11 protein-coding genes and 1 pseudogene are annotated in these 16,342 nt (G+C 70.8%); 9 read left to right on the top strand and 3 right to left on the bottom strand.

The annotated features are described in order from the left end of the window. Positions 1-228: 228 nt before the first annotated feature. Positions 229-1,038, top strand: coding sequence for a putative protein N(5)-glutamine methyltransferase (locus ABZY11_RS23050; RefSeq protein WP_356480954.1), 810 nt, complete (start codon positions 229-231; stop codon positions 1,036-1,038). Between the two features lie 36 nt (positions 1,039-1,074). Here the strand turns inward: ABZY11_RS23050 and ABZY11_RS23055 are convergent, their stop codons facing one another. Then, positions 1,075-1,587: a pyridoxamine 5'-phosphate oxidase family protein gene (locus ABZY11_RS23055; protein ID WP_356480955.1), complete on the bottom strand. Its 513-nt coding sequence runs from the start codon at positions 1,585-1,587 to the stop codon at positions 1,075-1,077. 134 nt (positions 1,588-1,721) lie between these two features. Between ABZY11_RS23055 and ABZY11_RS23060 the strand changes: the two genes are divergently transcribed. Further along, entirely contained in the window at positions 1,722-4,712 is a 2,991-nt protein-coding gene (locus ABZY11_RS23060) for a bifunctional [glutamine synthetase] adenylyltransferase/[glutamine synthetase]-adenylyl-L-tyrosine phosphorylase (protein WP_356480956.1), read from the top strand. Next, a complete protein-coding gene (locus ABZY11_RS23065) occupies positions 4,630-5,652 on the top strand; it encodes an amidohydrolase family protein (RefSeq protein WP_356480957.1) in 1,023 nt (340 codons plus the stop codon). Before ABZY11_RS23060 ends, ABZY11_RS23065 begins: the two co-directional genes overlap by 83 nt. Positions 5,653-5,687: 35 nt before the next feature. Here the strand turns inward: ABZY11_RS23065 and ABZY11_RS23070 are convergent, their stop codons facing one another. After that, positions 5,688-6,647 (bottom strand): phosphatase PAP2 family protein, encoded by a 960-nt coding sequence (locus tag ABZY11_RS23070; RefSeq protein ID WP_356480958.1) that lies wholly within the window; start codon positions 6,645-6,647, stop codon positions 5,688-5,690. A gap of 118 nt (positions 6,648-6,765) precedes the next feature. Continuing rightward, on the bottom strand, positions 6,766-7,803 hold the full coding sequence (locus ABZY11_RS23075; RefSeq protein ID WP_356480959.1) for a LacI family DNA-binding transcriptional regulator: 1,038 nt from the start codon (positions 7,801-7,803) through the stop codon (positions 6,766-6,768). 357 nt (positions 7,804-8,160) lie between these two features. Between ABZY11_RS23075 and ABZY11_RS23080 the strand changes: the two genes are divergently transcribed. From ABZY11_RS23080 to ABZY11_RS23105, 6 genes and pseudogenes are all read left to right on the top strand, one after another. Beyond that, positions 8,161-9,435 (top strand): extracellular solute-binding protein, encoded by a 1,275-nt coding sequence (locus ABZY11_RS23080; RefSeq protein ID WP_356480960.1) that lies wholly within the window; start codon positions 8,161-8,163, stop codon positions 9,433-9,435. Positions 9,436-9,454: 19 nt separating this feature from the next. Then, entirely contained in the window at positions 9,455-10,471 is a 1,017-nt protein-coding gene (locus ABZY11_RS23085) for a sugar ABC transporter permease (RefSeq protein WP_356480961.1), read from the top strand. Beyond that, positions 10,468-11,343, top strand: coding sequence for a carbohydrate ABC transporter permease (locus tag ABZY11_RS23090; RefSeq protein WP_356480962.1), 876 nt, complete (start codon positions 10,468-10,470; stop codon positions 11,341-11,343). Before ABZY11_RS23085 ends, ABZY11_RS23090 begins: the two co-directional genes overlap by 4 nt. 103 nt (positions 11,344-11,446) lie before the next feature. After that, entirely contained in the window at positions 11,447-13,174 is a 1,728-nt protein-coding gene (locus ABZY11_RS23095; protein WP_356480963.1) for an alpha-amylase family glycosyl hydrolase, read from the top strand. A gap of 158 nt (positions 13,175-13,332) precedes the next feature. Beyond that, complete coding sequence (locus tag ABZY11_RS23100) at positions 13,333-14,379, top strand: LacI family DNA-binding transcriptional regulator (protein ID WP_356480964.1); 1,047 nt, start codon at positions 13,333-13,335, stop codon at positions 14,377-14,379. A 409-nt stretch (positions 14,380-14,788) separates the two neighbouring features. Beyond that, positions 14,789-16,159, top strand: a pseudogene (locus ABZY11_RS23105) (alpha-amylase family protein); the annotation flags it as partial. Positions 16,160-16,342 lie beyond the last annotated feature (183 nt).

Raw genomic sequence — 16,342 nt, forward strand, 5'->3', positions numbered from 1 at the left:
CGCCGTCGCCAGGACCGGCGGCCCGACCGGACTGCGCGACGGGCCCGGCCGGATGCCTCGCCCGGGGCGCGGCCGGTGTAATGTGACGCATCCCCACACGGGGGCCGACCAAGGAGGTGAGACCCATTACCGCTGTATCAGGCTGGGTGCTCATCCCTCGCGATCGTGTGGTCGACCCGACATAGTCGACCGCGGAGCGCCCATCGGCTTTCCCGAAAGGCTCCGCTCATGTCGGTCACCGCTTCACCGCTCGCCGTCTCCACCATCGTCACCGCGCTCCGCGCCGCCGGCTGCGTATTCGCCGAGGACGAGGCGGCGTTGATCCTCTCCACGGCCACCGGCCCCGCCGCGATCGCGGCCATGGTCGAACAACGGGTTGCCGGACTTCCCCTGGAACACGTCCTCGGCTGGGCCGAGTTCGGCGGTCTGCGGATCGCCGTCGGTCCCGGCGTCTTCGTACCCCGCCGCCGCACCGAGTTCCTGGTCCGGCAGGCCGCCGCCCTCGCCGGACCCGGAGCGGTCGTCGTCGACCTGTGCTGCGGCTCGGGCGCCCTCGGTGCCGCGCTCGCCGCGACGCTGGGCCGGGCCGAACTGCACGCCACGGACGTCGAACCCGCCGCCGTGCGGTACGCCCGCCGCAACATCGGCGACGCGGGCGAGGTCTACGAGGGCGACCTCTTCGAGCCGCTGCCCGGATCGTTGCGCGGCCGGGTGGAGATCCTGCTCGCGAATGTGCCCTACGTACCCACGGACGACGTCGAACTGCTCCCCCCGGAGGCCCGCATCCATGAACCGCGGGTGGCACTCGACGGCGGCCTGGACGGCCTCGACGTCCTGCGCCGGGTCACCACCGAGGCCCCGCGCTGGCTGGCACCGGGCGGGCACCTGCTGGTCGAGACGAGCGAGCGGCAGGCGGCACGGGCCGAGGAGACCGTAGCCCGCAGCGGTCTGATCCCGCGGGTGGTCCGCTCCGAGGAGCTGTACGCGACCGTCGTCATCGCGACCAGACCCGGCCCCACGCCCCCCTCGGGCGGCTGAGAACCGGCCGGCGGCCGGGCGGGTGACGTCCGGCCGTCAGCTGAACCGCCACCGCGTCTGGCTGAAGCGGGCGCCCTTGCCGAAACCGAAGGCCTTGCGGGGGCGCACCTGGAACACCAGCGCCACATGTCCCGCGTGCACGAAGCTGCCGTCCCGGACGTCGAAGTGCCAGTCCGGGCCGTACTTCGCCTCCCAGGCCGCGGCCAGCCCGTTCAGCCGGTCCGCGTCCGTCACCCGTTCCCCCCGGCCCTCGACCACCACGTCGAGCCCCTTGGACATGGTGTTGTTGCCGGTCGTCAGCACCACTTCGGGGTTGGCGGCCAGATTCCTGGCCTTGCGCTCCTCGGCGCCGGTCGCGAAATGCAGCGCGCTGTCCCACCACACCCCGATCAGCGGAGTGACGTGCGGGCGGCCGTCCGGGCGGACCGTGGACAGCCAGTACAGCTCCGCCCCGGTCAGCAGCTCCGTCGCCGCCGACCACGGGCAGGCCGTAGCGCCCTTGGCGCTGTAGTCGGCATTCAGCTCGGCGAAGGGTTCGAATCCGGACATGAGGGCCTCCCGGTCTGCTCCTGGAAATGATCGTGCCCGCGAAGTGCGGACCGTGCACCCGCTCCGGATTCATCGGAGCGGGGCTAGGCTCGGAACGCTGAATGGTGTGTGGACAGCGAGCGGGAGAGCGCGGAATGACGACGGTGCCGGGGCGCAGGAGCAGTACGTTCACCCGACTGCTGCGGCACGGCTTCACCGACCCCTCCGCGGCCGAGCGGCTGCTCGACCTGCCCGAGCTGTCGTCCGTACGCTCCGACCCGGTGCTGCTCGAAGCCCTCGGCGCCACCGCCGACCCCGATCTGGCGCTGAACGGGCTCGTCCGGCTGGTGGAGGCCGAGGAGGAGGACGAGCGGCAGATTCTGCTGGACACGCTCATCACCGCCAAACCGCTGCGGGACCGGCTGCTCGGGGTGCTCGGCGCGTCCGAGGCGCTCGGCGACCACCTCGCCCGCCACCCCCGCGACTGGCAGGCCCTCGTCACCTACGAGGCCACCGATCTGCATCCCGGTGTGGCCGAATTCGAGCAGGATCTCGCCGGGGCCGACGACCCCGACTCGCTGCGCGTCTCCTACCGCCGGTGCCTGCTGGCCATAGCGGCCCGTGACGTGTGCGGTACCACCGATGTCGCCGAGGCCGCCGCCGAACTGGCCGATCTGGCCACCGCGACCCTGCGGGCGGCGCTCGCCATCGCCCGTACGGCCGCACCCGAGGACGCCGCCCGGTGCCGGCTCGCCGTCATCGCGATGGGCAAGTGCGGCGGGCACGAGCTGAACTACGTCTCCGACGTCGACGTCATCTTCGTCACGGAACCGGTCGACGGCTTCGAGGAGAGCGCGGCCGTGCAGGCCGCCACCCGACTGGCCGCGCACATGATGCGGATCTGTTCCGACACGACCGTCGAGGGCACCATCTGGCCCGTCGACGCCAACCTCCGCCCCGAGGGCCGCAACGGCCCCCTGGTGCGGACGCTGTCCTCGCATCTCGCGTACTACCAGCGCTGGGCCAAGACCTGGGAGTTCCAGGCGCTGCTCAAGGCCCGGCCGGTGGCCGGCGACCCCGAGCTCGGCGAGGAGTACGTCGAGGCCGTCTCGCCGCTCGTGTGGCAGGCCGCGGACCGCGAGAACTTCGTTCCGGACGTGCAGAAGATGCGCCGCCGGGTCGTCGACAACATCCCCGCCGACCGAGTCGACCGCGAGATCAAGCTCGGCCCCGGCGGGCTGCGGGACGTCGAATTCGCCGTACAACTCCTCCAGTTGGTGCACGGCCGCAGCGACGCCACGCTGCGCAGCGGCACCACACTGGCGGCCCTGCGCGCGCTCGCCGAGGGCGGTTACGTGGGACGGGTGGACGCCGCGCAACTGGACGACGCCTACCGCTTCCTGCGCGCCATGGAGCACCGCATCCAGCTCTACCGGCTGCGCCGCACCCATCTGGTCCCCGAGGACGCCCCCGATCTGCGGCGGCTCGGACGCTCCCTCGGGATGCGCACGGACCCGATCACCGAGCTCAACCAGGCGTGGAAGCGGCATGCCTCGGTGGTACGGCGGCTGCACGAGAAGCTGTTCTACCGGCCGCTGCTCGACGCCGTCGCCCAGCTCGCGCCCGGCGAGTCCCGGCTCAGCGCGAAGGCGGCCCAGCACCGGCTCGAAGCGCTGGGCTACGCCGATCCGGCCGCCGCGCTCCGGCACCTGGAGGCGCTGTCGTCCGGGGTGTCCCGCAAGGCCGCCATCCAGCGCACCCTGCTGCCGGTGCTGCTCGGCTGGTTCGCGGACTCCGCGGACCCGGACGCCGGGCTGCTCGGCTTCCGCAAGGTGTCCGACGCACTCGGCAAGACCCCCTGGTACCTGCGGCTGCTGCGGGACGAGGGCGCCGCGGCGGAGAACCTCGCCCGGGTCCTGTCGGCCGGCCGGCTCGCCCCCGACCTGCTGCTGCGGGCCCCGGAGGCGGTGGCGCTCCTCGGTGACCCGCAGGGGCTGCGGCCGCGCACCCGGGAACACCTGGAGCAGGAGGTACTGGCCGCGGTGGGGCGCTCGGAGGGCGCCGAGTCCGCCGTCGCGGTGGTGCGCGGAGTGCGGCGGCGCGAGCTGTTCCGGACCACGGCCGCGGACCTCATCGGCTCGTACGGTACGGAGGAGCGGCCCGCCGAGGAGGACCCGGGGGCCCTGGTCGACCGGGTGGGCAACGCGGTCACCGATCTGAACGCCGTCACGATCGCGGGCGCCCTGCGCGCCGCCGTGCGCGAGCAGTGGGGGGACACCCTCCCCACCCGGTTCGCGGTCATCGGCATGGGCCGTTTCGGCGGCCACGAGCTCGGCTACGGCTCCGACGCCGATGTGCTGTTCGTCCACTCGCCGCGCGAGGGGGTCGACGAGCAGGAGGCGGCCCGGGCCGCGAACGCGGTGGTCGCCGAGATGCGCCGGCTGCTGCAACTGCCCACCGCCGACCCGCCGTTGATCATCGACGCGGATCTGCGGCCGGAGGGCAAGAGCGGACCGCTGGTGCGTACGCTGGGGTCGTACGAGGCCTACTACCGGCGCTGGTCGCTGGTCTGGGAGAGCCAGGCGCTGCTGCGCGCCGAGCCGGTCGCGGGCGACGGGGAACTCGGCCGCGAGTTCATCGAACTGATCGATCCGCTGCGCTATCCGATGGAGGGCCTGGGGGAGGACGCGGTCCGTGAGATCCGGCGGCTGAAGGCCCGGATGGAGTCCGAGCGGCTGCCGCGCGGCGCGGATCCGACGCTCCACACCAAGCTGGGGCGCGGCGGGCTGAGCGATGTCGAGTGGACGGTCCAGCTGATGCAGATGCAGCACGGCTGGGCGGAACCGGGGCTGCGCACGACGCGCACCCGCGAGGCACTGGCGGCGGCGTGCGCGGCGGAACTCATCCCCGGCGAGGACGCGCAGACGCTGGACGAGGCATGGGTGCTGGCGACCCGGGTGCGCAACGCGGTGATGCTGGTGCGCGGCCGGCCGGGCGACACGTTCCCGTCGGGTCCGCGTGAACTCACCGCGATCGGGCGGTACTTGGGGTACGAGCCGGGGCATGTCGGGGACATGCTGGACGACTACCGGCGGATCACGCGACGGGCGCGGGCGGTGGTGGAGGAGCGGTTCTACGGGGCGTGAGGCGGTCCGCCGCTTCGGGATCCGGGCCCCGTTCCACCGGGGCCTGTCCGGCGGATCAGGGTCGGACAGGGCGCGGCGTCCGGTGCGGTGCATCGCAAGGCGCCGGAGCGTCCCGACAGCGGAGCTGTTCGGCGCGCTGGTACGGGTGCAGAGCGAGGCGGGCCGGCTCTGGCGCGTCGGGGGCGTCAAGTTCTTCATGGACGCCACCGTCGAGGGCGGCACCGCGTGGCTGGAGCACGCCGACTGCCACGGGGAGGGCACCGAGGCGTTCTGGCCGGCCCCCGAGGCGTACACCGCCGCCGTCCACCGGCTGCACCGCGCCGGGGTGCGCACCGCCACGCACGCCATCGGGGACGCCGCCGTGCGGCATGTGCCGGACACGGTGGAGGCGCTGGGGGAGAGCGGCCGGCTCCGCCACCGCATCGAGCACATCGAGACCGTGCCGAACGGCCTGGCCGCCCGGTTCGCCGAGCTCGGGGTGATCGCCTCGATGCAGCCCACGCACACCGCGTACACCCGTGCCGACCACAGCGACGAGTGGTCGAAGCGGCTCGGGGACGAGCGGGCCGGACGGGCCTGGCGCTGCCGGGACCTGCGCGACGCGGGGGCGTACCTGGCGCTGGGCTCGGACTGGCCGATCGCCCACTACGACGTACGGCAGGTGCTGGCCACGGCCCGGCTGCGGCGGCTGCCCGGGGCGTACGACACCGAGCCGGTCACCGCCGAGCAGGCGCTGACCGGGCTGATGGCGCTGGAGGGCTGCACCTCGCACGCGGTGGTCGCGGCCGGGGAGCAGCACGTCGCGGGCCGGATCGCCGTGGGGTACCGGGCCGATCCGACGGCGTTCGGGGTGGACCCGGTCGCGGCCCCGGCGGACGAGCTGGGCGAGGCACTGGTGCGGCTCACGGTGTGCGGGGGAGGCGTGGTGCACCGGGGGTGAGGTGGTGGCGGCGGGCGATGTCCGCGGCGGCGGCCTCAGCGGCGGCCCGCCGCCGCGTCCGCCGCCGGGCGCCGGGCCCGGATCGGCGCACCCGCGGACAGGCCCGCGAGCCGGGCCCGCCCGCGCGGCAGCGGCACCCGCCTGGGCAGGTGGTGCGGCAGCGAGCCGTACCAGGCGTACGAAACGGCGTAACCGAAGGCCAGGCACGTCATGCCGCCCAGCGCGTCCAGCCAGAAGTGGTTGGCGGTCGACACGATGACGACCAGGGTGACCGTCGGGTAGAGCAGGCCCAGGACGCGCGCCCAGGGCGCGGAGGCCAGCGCGAGGACGGTCAGACCGCACCAGAGCGACCAGCCGATGTGCATCGACGGCATCGCCGCGTACTGGTTCGACATGTTCTTGAAGTTGCCCGAGGCCATCGATCCCCAGGTGTGATGGACCAGGACGGTGTCGATGAAGTGGCCGCCGTTCATCAGCCGGGGCGGTGCCAGTGGATACAGGTAGTAGCCGAGGAGCGCCACGCCCGTGGTCGCGAACAGGGCCAGCCGGGCCGCCGCGTAACGGCCGGAGTGGCAGCGGAACAGCCACACCAGCACGCAGACGGTGACGACGAAGTGCAGCGTCGCGTAGTAGTAGTTCATCGAGACGATCAGCCATGTCACGGAATTCACCGCGTGGTTGACCGTCTGTTCCACGGCGATGCCCAGGTACTTCTCGGCCGACCAGATCCGGTCGGCGTTGCGCAGGGCCTCGGTCCGTTGCTCGGGGACGGCGTTGCGCACCAGGGAGTACACCCAGTAACTGGCCGCGACGAGCAGGATCTCGAACCAGAGGCGCGGCCGACGAGGGGAGCGCAGGGAACGCGGTCTCGCCGGGCCGCTGTCGCGCCGTCCGGTGTCCTGCTTCGCGTTCGCCGCGGGGGCCGCCTCGTCCACGATGGGTGACGGGGTGGCCTCCGACCGGCCTTCCTTCGATGTCACGCTCAATTCACCCATAGGCACAGAGTCTGCCAGAAAATGCCCCTCCGCCCGATGATCCTCCGGTCGGGTCAGGGCCGCACATCAATGGATGCCGGAACTGCGTGCCAGGAGCGGGCGTGGGATCCTGGGACGGTCAGACGGTGGCGGCCGGAGCGGGCCCGGGACCCGCGGCAGTTGAACCACGAACGACCAGTTCGGGCATGAAGACGAACTCGCTGTGCGGGGCGGGCGTGCCGCCGATCTCCTCCAGGAGCGTACGCACGGCGGCCTGGCCCATCGCCGTCACCGGCTGACGGATCGTGGTCAGCGGCGGGTCGGTGAACGCTATGAGCGGCGAATCGTCGTAACCGACCACCGACAGATCGCGCGGCACCTGCATCGACAGCCGGCGGGCGGCCCGGATCGCGCCGAGCGCCATCATGTCGCTCGCGCACACCACCGCAGTGCAGCCCCGCTCCATCAGCGCCGACGCCGCGGCCTGTCCACCCTCAAGGGTGAACAGCGAATGCTGGATCAGCTCCTCCACCTCGTCCGGTGCGAGGCCCAACTGCTCCTGCGCGGTGGCGCGGAAGCCCTCGATCTTGCGCAGGACCGGCACGAACCGCTTCGGGCCGACCGCCAGGCCGATCCGCTGATGACCCAACGACACCAGATGCGTCACCGCGAGCCGCATCGCGGCCCGGTCGTCCGGAGAGATGAACGGCGCCTGGACCTTGGGCGAGAAGCCGTTGACCAGGACGAACGGAACACCCTTGGCGCGCAGTTGCTCATAGCGCTGCATATCGGCCGAGGTGTCGGCGTGCAGCCCGGAGACGAAGATGATGCCCGCGACACCGCGGTCGACCAGCATCTCGGTCAGCTCGTCCTCGGTGGAGCCGCCGGGGGTCTGGGTCGCCAGCACCGGCGTGTAGCCCTGCCGGGTCAGCGCCTGGCCGATGACCTGGGCCAGGGCGGGAAAGATGGGGTTCTCCAGCTCGGGCGTGATCAGGCCGACCAGCCCCGCGCTGCGCCTGCGCAGACGCACCGGCCGTTCGTAGCCGAGGACGTCGAGCGCGGCGAGAACGGATTCACGGGTGGCCGCTGCAACACCGGGCTTGCCGTTCAGTACACGGCTGACCGTAGCTTCGCTGACCCCCGCCTGAGTTGCGATATCGGCAAGCCGTGCGGTCATGGGAGTGGACTGTACCGGGCGTATGTCGGATTGCCCACCGTGCCCATGAATCGGGCGACCGCACCCGTGCACCGGTCCGGGGGGATCGCGCGGCAACATCTTGCAAGGTCTTGCGAACCGGGTTTGCGGACGGCGGCCGGGTTGCCCCGCCACGCGGGCCGGGGCTGTGGCCTGCCACTGCCAGGGTGTGACGTCAGCCGTCAAGAGGCTTGACGGCAACCGTGAGGACACGCGAATGTAACGATCGTCGGGGCTTGCAGAAATCTTCCGCAAACTCTTTCGGCGTTCTTTCATCCTTGTTACGTTCACGTCGACCCGGCGCCGCGACGGAGCGGTACGGCAGTTGAAGGAGTTCAGATGCGACGTGGCATAACGGCCACCGCCCTGGTCGCGGCCCTGGCGCTCGCGGCGACCGCCTGCGGCAGCGACAGCGAGTCCGACGGCACGAGCAAGAGCTCGGGCGAGCTCTCCGGCACCGTGACGTGGTGGGACACCTCCACCGCGGGCAGCGAGGACAAGGTCTTCAAGAAGATCGCCGAGGACTTCACCAAGAAGCACCCCAAGGTCCAGGTCAAGTACGTCAACGTGCCCTTCGGTGACGCGCAGAACAAGTTCAAGAACGCGGCCCAGTCCGGCTCCGACGCCCCCGACGTCATCCGCTCCGAGGTCGCCTGGACCCCCGAGTTCGCCGACCTCGGCTACCTGGCCCCGCTCGACGGCACCGCCGCGCTGAAGAACTCGGACGACTTCCTGAAGCAGGCCGCCGCGTCCACCAAGTACAAGGACAAGACGTACGCGGTGCCGCAGGTCATCGACTCCATGGGCATCTTCTACAACAAGAAGATCTTCAAGGAGGCCGGTGTCGAGGTCCCCAAGACCGTCGACGAGCTGAAGACCGTCTCCAAGAAGATCAAGGACAAGACCGGCAAGACCGGTATGTACCTGCGCGGCGACGACGCGTACTGGTTCCTCTCCTTCCTGTACGGCGAGGGCGGCGACATGGTCGACGCCTCCACCAAGTCCGTCACCATCGACAACCCCGAGGGTGTCAAGGCGATGAAGGTCGTCAAGGACCTCGTCGACTCGGGTGCCGCCAAGACCGACGCCACGGACGGCTGGGAGAACATGCAGGCGTCCTTCAAGGACGGCAAGGTCGCCATGATGATCAACGGCCCGTGGGCCGTCGCCGACACCTACGCGGGCAAGGAGTTCAAGGACAAGGCCAACCTGGGCATTGCCCCGGTCCCGGCCGGCTCCGCCGCGCAGGGCGCCCCGCAGGGCGGTCACAACCTGGCCGTCTACGCGGGCTCCAAGAACCTCGACGCCTCCTATGCCTTCGTCGACTACATGACGTCCGCGGAGACCCAGGCCAAGGTCACCAAGGAGCTGAGCCTGCTCCCGACCCGCACCTCCGCCTACGCCCGGCAGGACGTCGTCGACAACGAGATCGTCGGCTTCTTCAAGCCCGTCGTCGAGACCGCCGTCGAGCGCCCCTGGATCCCCGAGACCGGCAGCCTCTTCGCCCCGCTCGTCACCGAGTACACCAAGGTCCTCACCGGCCAGACCACGCCGGAGAAGGCCACGAAGACGACCGGCGACTCCTACCGCAAGCTCCTCAAGGGCTGGAAGTAACAGGAAGGCAGGCCGGCTGATGGCTGTCCACACCAGCCAGTCGGTGGCGAAGGCCGCGGGCGACGACGTCGCCCGCGGCCGGAGCCGCGGTACTGGCAACCCCCCGCCGCCGGGCAGGCTCCGGCGGGCCCTGTCGACCCACTGGTACGCCTGGACCATGGTCGCCCCGGTCGTCGTCGTGATCGGCGTGATCATCGGCTATCCGCTGGTCCGCGGCATCTACCTGTCGATGACCGATGCCAACGAGCGCAACGTCGAACGGTCCATCGGTGTCAACCACATGCCCGCCACGTACGAGTTCGTGGGCCTGGACAACTACACCGACGCCCTCACGGGCGATCAGTTCCTCGGCACGCTCGGCTGGACCCTGGTGTGGACGGTCTCCTGTGTGGCCATCACGTTCAGTCTCGGGATGGCCCTCGCCAACATCCTCAACCGCCGCATCGCCGGCCGTTCCGCGTACCGGATGGCGCTCATCCTGCCCTGGGCCATCCCCGGTTTCGTCTCCGTCTTCGCCTGGCGCTTCCTCTACAACGAGGACCGCGGGCTGCTCAACAAGATCCTGTCCGGCGGTGGGATCGACGGCATACCCTGGCTGAACGACCCCACCTGGGCGAAGTTCTCCGTCATCGCCGTCAACGTCTGGCTCGGCGTGCCGTTCATGATGGTCGCCCTGCTCGGCGGACTGCAGTCGATCCCCAGCGAGCACTACGAGGCCGCGGAGATGGACGGCGCCACCGCCTGGCAGCGCTTCCGCCACATCACGCTGCCGGGACTGCGGCCGGTCTCCACCACGGTGATCCTGCTCTCCACCATCTGGACCTTCAACATGTTCCCGGTGATCTTCCTGCTGACCCGCGGCGGACCCGGTGAGGCCACCCAGATCCTGGTCACCCAGGCGTACAAGTTCTCCTTCGAGATCAGCCCGCGCGACTTCGCGCAGTCCTCCACCTGGGGCGTGCTGATCCTCGTACTCCTGCTGATCTTCGCCGCCGTCTACCGGCGAGTCCTGCGCACCCAGGGAGACGACTGGTGACCACCGCCCCCGCAACCACCGCCCGCCCCGCGCGCAAGGTCCGGCTGCGCGGCGAGCGTTCGGCGCTGGCCTCCACCGGCCTGCACCTGACGCTCATCGTCGCGTCCGTGATCGCGGTCTTCCCCGTGCTCTGGGTCCTGCTCACCTCGCTGAAGCCCGCCGCGTACGCGACCACCACGGACTTCTTCAAAGAGACGACGTTCCAGAACTACACGAACCTGATCCAGAACACGAAGTTCCTCACCTGGTTCGGCAACTCCCTGCTCATCGCGGGACTCACCACGCTCATCGGCGTGATCGTCTCCGCGTCCACCGGCTACGCCGTCAGCCGCTTCCGCTTCCCCGGCAAGCGCGGGCTGATGTGGACGCTGCTGATCACCCAGATGTTCCCGGTCGCCGTCCTCATCGTGCCGATCTACAACATCATGGCGGGGATGGGGCTGCTCAATCAGCCCGCCGGCCTCGTCATCACCTACCTCACCATCTCGGTGCCGTTCTGTGCCTGGATGATGAAGGGCTTCTTCGACACCATCCCGCGCGAGATCGACGAGTCGGGCCAGGTCGACGGCCTCACCCCGTTCGGCACGTTCTGGCGGCTCATCCTGCCGCTCGCCAAGCCCGGCCTCGCCGTCACCGCGTTCTACTCCTTCATCACCGCGTGGGGCGAAGTGGCGTACGCCTCCGCCTTCATGGTCGGCGAGGACAACCTCACCCTCGCGGGCGGACTGCAGCTCTTCGTCAACCAGTACGGAGCCCAGTGGGGGCCGATGACCGCCGCGTCCGTGCTGATCGCGATACCCGCGGCCCTGGTCTTCCTCTTCGCGCAGAAGCACCTGGTCACCGGCATGTCCGCCGGAGCCGTCAAGGGCTGACCCCAGCACGCCCCGCACGACCCGCACGCACCAAGTCACGGCGGCCGCCGGCCCTCCGACCCGGTCCCGGCGCCGCTTCCCACCCAGACACCTCAGGGATGACATGACCCAGCACCTCGCTGCCCCCTCCACCGGCACGTCCGGCGACGCTCCGGCCCACCAGACCGGCTGGTGGCAGGACGCGGTGATCTACCAGGTCTATCCACGGAGCTTCGCCGACGGCAACGGCGACGGCATGGGCGATCTCGCAGGCGTACGCGGCAGACTGCCGTACCTCAAGGACCTCGGAGTGGACGCGGTCTGGCTCAGCCCGTTCTACGTCTCCCCGCAGGCCGACGCGGGGTACGACGTCGCCGACTACCGTGCCATCGACCCCATGTTCGGCACCCTGCTGGACGCCGACGCGCTGATCCGGGACGCCCACGACCTGGGCCTGCGGATCATCGTGGACCTGGTGCCCAACCACTCCTCCGACCAGCACGAGTGGTTCAAGCGCGCCCTCGCCGAGGGCCCCGGCTCCGCGCTGCGCGAGCGCTACCACTTCCGCCCCGGCAAGGGCACCGACGGCGAACTGCCGCCCAACGACTGGGAGTCCGTCTTCGGCGGTCCCGCCTGGACCCGGACCACCGACCCGGACGGCACCCCCGGCGACTGGTACCTCCACCTCTTCGCGCCCGAGCAGCCCGACTTCAACTGGGAACACCCGGCCGTGGCCGACGAGTTCCGCTCGATCCTGCGCTTCTGGCTCGACATGGGCGTCGACGGCTTCCGGGTCGACGTGGCCCACGGCCTGGTCAAGGCCGAGGGTCTGCCGGACCTCGGCAGTCACGACCAGCTCAAGCTGCTCGGCAACGACGTCATGCCGTTCTTCGACCAGGACGGCGTGCACGAGATCTACCGCTCCTGGCGCACCATCCTCGACGAGTACTCCGTAAAGAAGGGGCCCGAAGGGCCTTCGTCGGAAGGGCGGTGGTGGGAGACGGGCGGGCGGATCCTCGTCGCCGAGGCCTGGACCCACACCGTCGAGCGCACCGCCAACTACGTACGCTCCGACGAGATGCACCAGGCGTTCAACTTCCAGTACCTCTCCGCCGCCTGGGACGCCGCCGAGCTCCGCAAGGTCATCGACAGCTCGCTCGACGCGATGCGCCCGGTCGGCGCCCCCACCACCTGGGTGCTCTCCAACCACGACGTGACCCGGCACAGCACCCGGTTCGCCAACCCGCCCGGCCTCGGCACCCAGATCCGCACCCCCGGCGACCGCGAGCTGGGCCTGCGCCGGGCCCGCGCCGCCACCCTGCTGATGCTGGCGCTGCCCGGTTCCGCGTACGTCTACCAGGGCGAGGAACTCGGCCTGCCCGACGTCACCGACCTGCCCGACGAGGTCCGCCAGGACCCGTCGTTCTTCCGCGCCGAGGGCCAGGACGGCTTCCGTGACGGCTGCCGGGTGCCGATCCCGTGGACCCGCGACGGCAGCTCGTACGGCTTCGGCGACGGCGGCAGCTGGCTGCCGCAGCCCGCCGGCTGGGGCGAGCTGAGCGTCCAGGCGCAGACCGGCCGGGCCGGCTCCACGCTGGAGCTGTACCGGGCCGCGATCGCCGCCCGCCGGGCACACCCGGGTCTCGGCGCCGGAACCGCGGTGGAGTGGCTGGGGGCCCCCGAGGGGCTGCTGATCTTCGCCCGCCCCGGCTTCGTCTGCACCGTCAACACCACGGACCGGCCGGTGCGCATCCCGGTACGCGGCACCGTCCTGCTGTCCAGCGGCCCGGTCGTCACCGACGGCGCCGAGATCGAGCTGCCCGCGGACACCACGGTGTGGTGGACGGTGTGACGGTACCCCTGCCCAGGGCGTCTCTTCCGGATCAGGTCGGATCAGGGAGCGGGGACTGGCGCGTGCAGCTGCAAGGCGGAGGAGGGAGCCCACGCGGAGCGTCGGCGACTGACGACAACGCCGCAGATGCACGCGCCAGCCCCCGCGAGCCCGGCAAGATCCGGAAGAGAGGCCCTGGGACCGGCGGTGCGCCGAGGCTCTCGGACATCGCCGGCCAGGCAGCGGTCAGCGAGGCGACCGTCAGCCGGGTGCTCAACGGGAAACCGGGCGTCGCGGACCCCACGCGTCAGCGGGTGCTCGCCGCGCTGGACATCCTCGGCTACGAACGCCCCGTGCGGCTGCGCAGGCGCAGTGCCGGGCTGATCGGGCTGGTGACGCCCGAGCTCACCAACCCGATCTTCCCGGCGTTCGCGCAGTCCGTCGAACAGGTGCTGGCCGGGCACGGCTACACCCCGGTGCTCTGCACCCAGCTGCCCGGCGGCGCCACCGAGGACGAGCTCGTCGAACAGCTCGTCGAACGCGGCGTCGACGGGATCGTCTTCCTCTCCGGGCTGCACGCCGACATGTCGGCCGACCCGGCCCGGTACGCCGCGCTCACCGACCGCGGAGTGCCGTTCGTCCTGATCAACGGCTACAACGAACGGATCAGCGCGCCGTTCGTCTCGCCCGACGACTCCGCCGCCGTGCGGATGGCCGTCGGGCACCTCGCCGAACTCGGCCACAGCCGGGTCGGTCTGGCGATCGGGCCGCAGCGCTATGTGCCGTCCCGGCGCAAGCGCGAGGGCTTCCTCGACGCCGCCGTGAGCCTGCTGGGCCTGGACCGTGCCGAGGCCGAACTCCTCGTCTGTCCCACGTTGTTCAGCGTCGAGGGCGGCCAGGTCGCGGCGGGCGCGCTGCTCGACCAGGGGTGCACCGGCATCGTCTGCGGCAGCGACCTGATGGCGCTGGGCGTGGTGCGTGCGGCCCGGGAGCGCGGGCTCGGCGTGCCGCGCGACGTGTCGGTGGTGGGCTTCGACGACTCGCAGCTGATCGCGTTCACCGATCCGCCGCTGACGACGGTGCGTCAGCCCGTGCAGGCGATGGCGGCGGCAGCGGTGAGCGCCCTGCTGGAGGAGATCGGCGGCAGCCCGGTGCAGCGTACGGAGTACGTGTTCCAGCCGGAGCTGGTGGTACGGGGATCCACCGCGGCGGTCCGGGGCGTCTGAGGCCGCAGGGCTGTCCGGACGTACAGGAGAGGCACCGGGAGCCGGCCCTGAATGGGCCTGCGGGGAGTGAGCGGCTCCGGGTGCCTCTCTTGCCGTGACCGGCCCGGCCGACCGGGCGCGTGGGGGTCCGGGGTCGCCGGAACCCCCGGCCGACCGGACCGGAGTCGGGAGAAACTTAACAGTGCTGCAATGTTTTGCGTAAGTCCTTGCAGGCAGAAAACTGCTGGGTTTCGCGGATGTGAGCGGGTGGTGTCCAAAGGGTTGACCGGAACCTGACGGGCTCGTACGGTCTCCACCGCGGCAAGGTTTGCATTCTTGCAGCAAGAACCTTCAGGAGCCTTGAGGGCAGGGCGCGTTGCCACGTGAGGCTGCACCGTCACCCGCATTTCCCCCCACAGCAGGAGGAAACATGGCACGCAGACCACTGTCCGCGGCGCTCGCCCTGGCAGCAGGCGCCGCCGCCCTCGTGGCCCCCACCACGACCGCCCAGGCATCCACCCCCGGGGACAAGGACGTCACCGCCGTCCTCTTCGAGTGGAAGTTCGACTCCGTGGCCAGGGCCTGCACGGACTCCCTCGGCCCGGCCGGCTACGGCTACGTCCAGGTCTCGCCGCCCCAGGAGCACATCCGGGGCAGCCAGTGGTGGACCTCGTACCAGCCCGTCAGCTACAAGATCGCCGGACGGCTCGGCGACCGCGCTTCCTTCGCCAACATGGTCAGCACCTGCCACAGCGCCGGCGTCAAGGTCGTCGCGGACTCCGTCATCAACCACATGTCGGCCGGCTCGGGCACCGGCACCGGCGGCTCCTCGTACACCAAGTACGACTACCCCGGCGTGTACTCCGCGGCCGACATGGACGACTGCACCGCGCAGATCAGCAACTACCAGGACCGCGCCAACGTCCAGAACTGCGAACTCGTCGGCCTCGCCGACCTGGACACCGGCGAGGACTACGTACGCGGCAGGATCGCCGGATACCTCAACGACCTGCTCTCCCTCGGCGTCGACGGCCTCCGCATCGACGCGGCCAAGCACATGCCCGCCGCCGACCTCGCGAACATCAAGTCGCGGCTGAGCAATCCCAACGCGTACTGGAAGCAGGAAGCGATATACGGCGCGGGCGAGGCCGTCCGGCCCGACGAGTACACCGGCACCGGGGATGTCCAGGAATTCCGGTACGCCCGCAGCCTCAAGCAGGTCTTCAACAACGAGAACCTCGCCTATCTGAAGAACTTCGGCGAGGGCTGGGGCTTCATGCCGTCGTCGAAGGCGGCGGTCTTCGTCGACAACCACGACACCGAGCGCGGCGGCGACACGCTGAACTACAAGGACGGCGCGAACTACACCCTCGCCAATGTCTTCATGCTGGCCTGGCCGTACGGCTCGCCCGACGTCCACTCCGGCTACGAGTGGTCCGACAAGGACGCCGGTCCGCCCAACGGCGGCACGGTGAACGCCTGTTACAGCGACGGCTGGAAGTGCCAGCACGCCTGGCGCGAGATCTCCTCCATGGTCGGCTTCCGCAACACCGCGCGCGGCGAGGCCGTCACCGACTGGTGGGACGACGGCGGCGACCGGATCGCGTTCGGCCGCGGGGCGAAGGCGTACGTCGCCATCAACCACGAGAGCTCCTCGCTGACCCGTACGTTCCAGACCTCGCTGCCCGCCGGTGACTACTGCGACATCCAGTCCGGCAACGGCGTCACGGTGAACGGGTCGGGCCAGTTCACCGCGACCCTGGGCGCGAACACGGCGGTGGCGCTCCAGGTGAACGCCCGTAACTGCGCGTCCACCGGCTGACCTCGGCGCCCGTTCACGGCGCCCCGGCCCGTGATGTGCGGCGACCGGGGCGAGGGCGTACCAGGGCGATCCCCGCAGGACGACGCAGTGAGAGGACGTCCGGCCCGCGGTGCCGGACGAGTCCGTGTCGTCCGAGGAGACGCCCTGGTGGGCCCCGCCCCG

It is taken from the genome of Streptomyces sp. NPDC006510, from assembly GCF_040611955.1.
GTDB lineage: Bacteria > Actinomycetota > Actinomycetes > Streptomycetales > Streptomycetaceae > Streptomyces.

Coding starts and splice junctions, on each gene's coding strand:
- ABZY11_RS23070 (WP_356480958.1), bottom strand. CDS start 6,647: ATGGGTGAATTGAGCGTGACATCGAAGGAAGGCCGGTCGGAGGCCACC.
- ABZY11_RS23050 (WP_356480954.1), top strand. CDS start 229: ATGTCGGTCACCGCTTCACCGCTCGCCGTCTCCACCATCGTCACCGCG.
- ABZY11_RS23080 (WP_356480960.1), top strand. CDS start 8,161: ATGCGACGTGGCATAACGGCCACCGCCCTGGTCGCGGCCCTGGCGCTC.
- ABZY11_RS23075 (WP_356480959.1), bottom strand. CDS start 7,803: ATGACCGCACGGCTTGCCGATATCGCAACTCAGGCGGGGGTCAGCGAA.
- ABZY11_RS23060 (WP_356480956.1), top strand. CDS start 1,722: ATGACGACGGTGCCGGGGCGCAGGAGCAGTACGTTCACCCGACTGCTG.
- ABZY11_RS23085 (WP_356480961.1), top strand. CDS start 9,455: ATGGCTGTCCACACCAGCCAGTCGGTGGCGAAGGCCGCGGGCGACGAC.
- ABZY11_RS23095 (WP_356480963.1), top strand. CDS start 11,447: ATGACCCAGCACCTCGCTGCCCCCTCCACCGGCACGTCCGGCGACGCT.
- ABZY11_RS23065 (WP_356480957.1), top strand. CDS start 4,630: ATGTCGGGGACATGCTGGACGACTACCGGCGGATCACGCGACGGGCGC.
- ABZY11_RS23055 (WP_356480955.1), bottom strand. CDS start 1,587: ATGTCCGGATTCGAACCCTTCGCCGAGCTGAATGCCGACTACAGCGCC.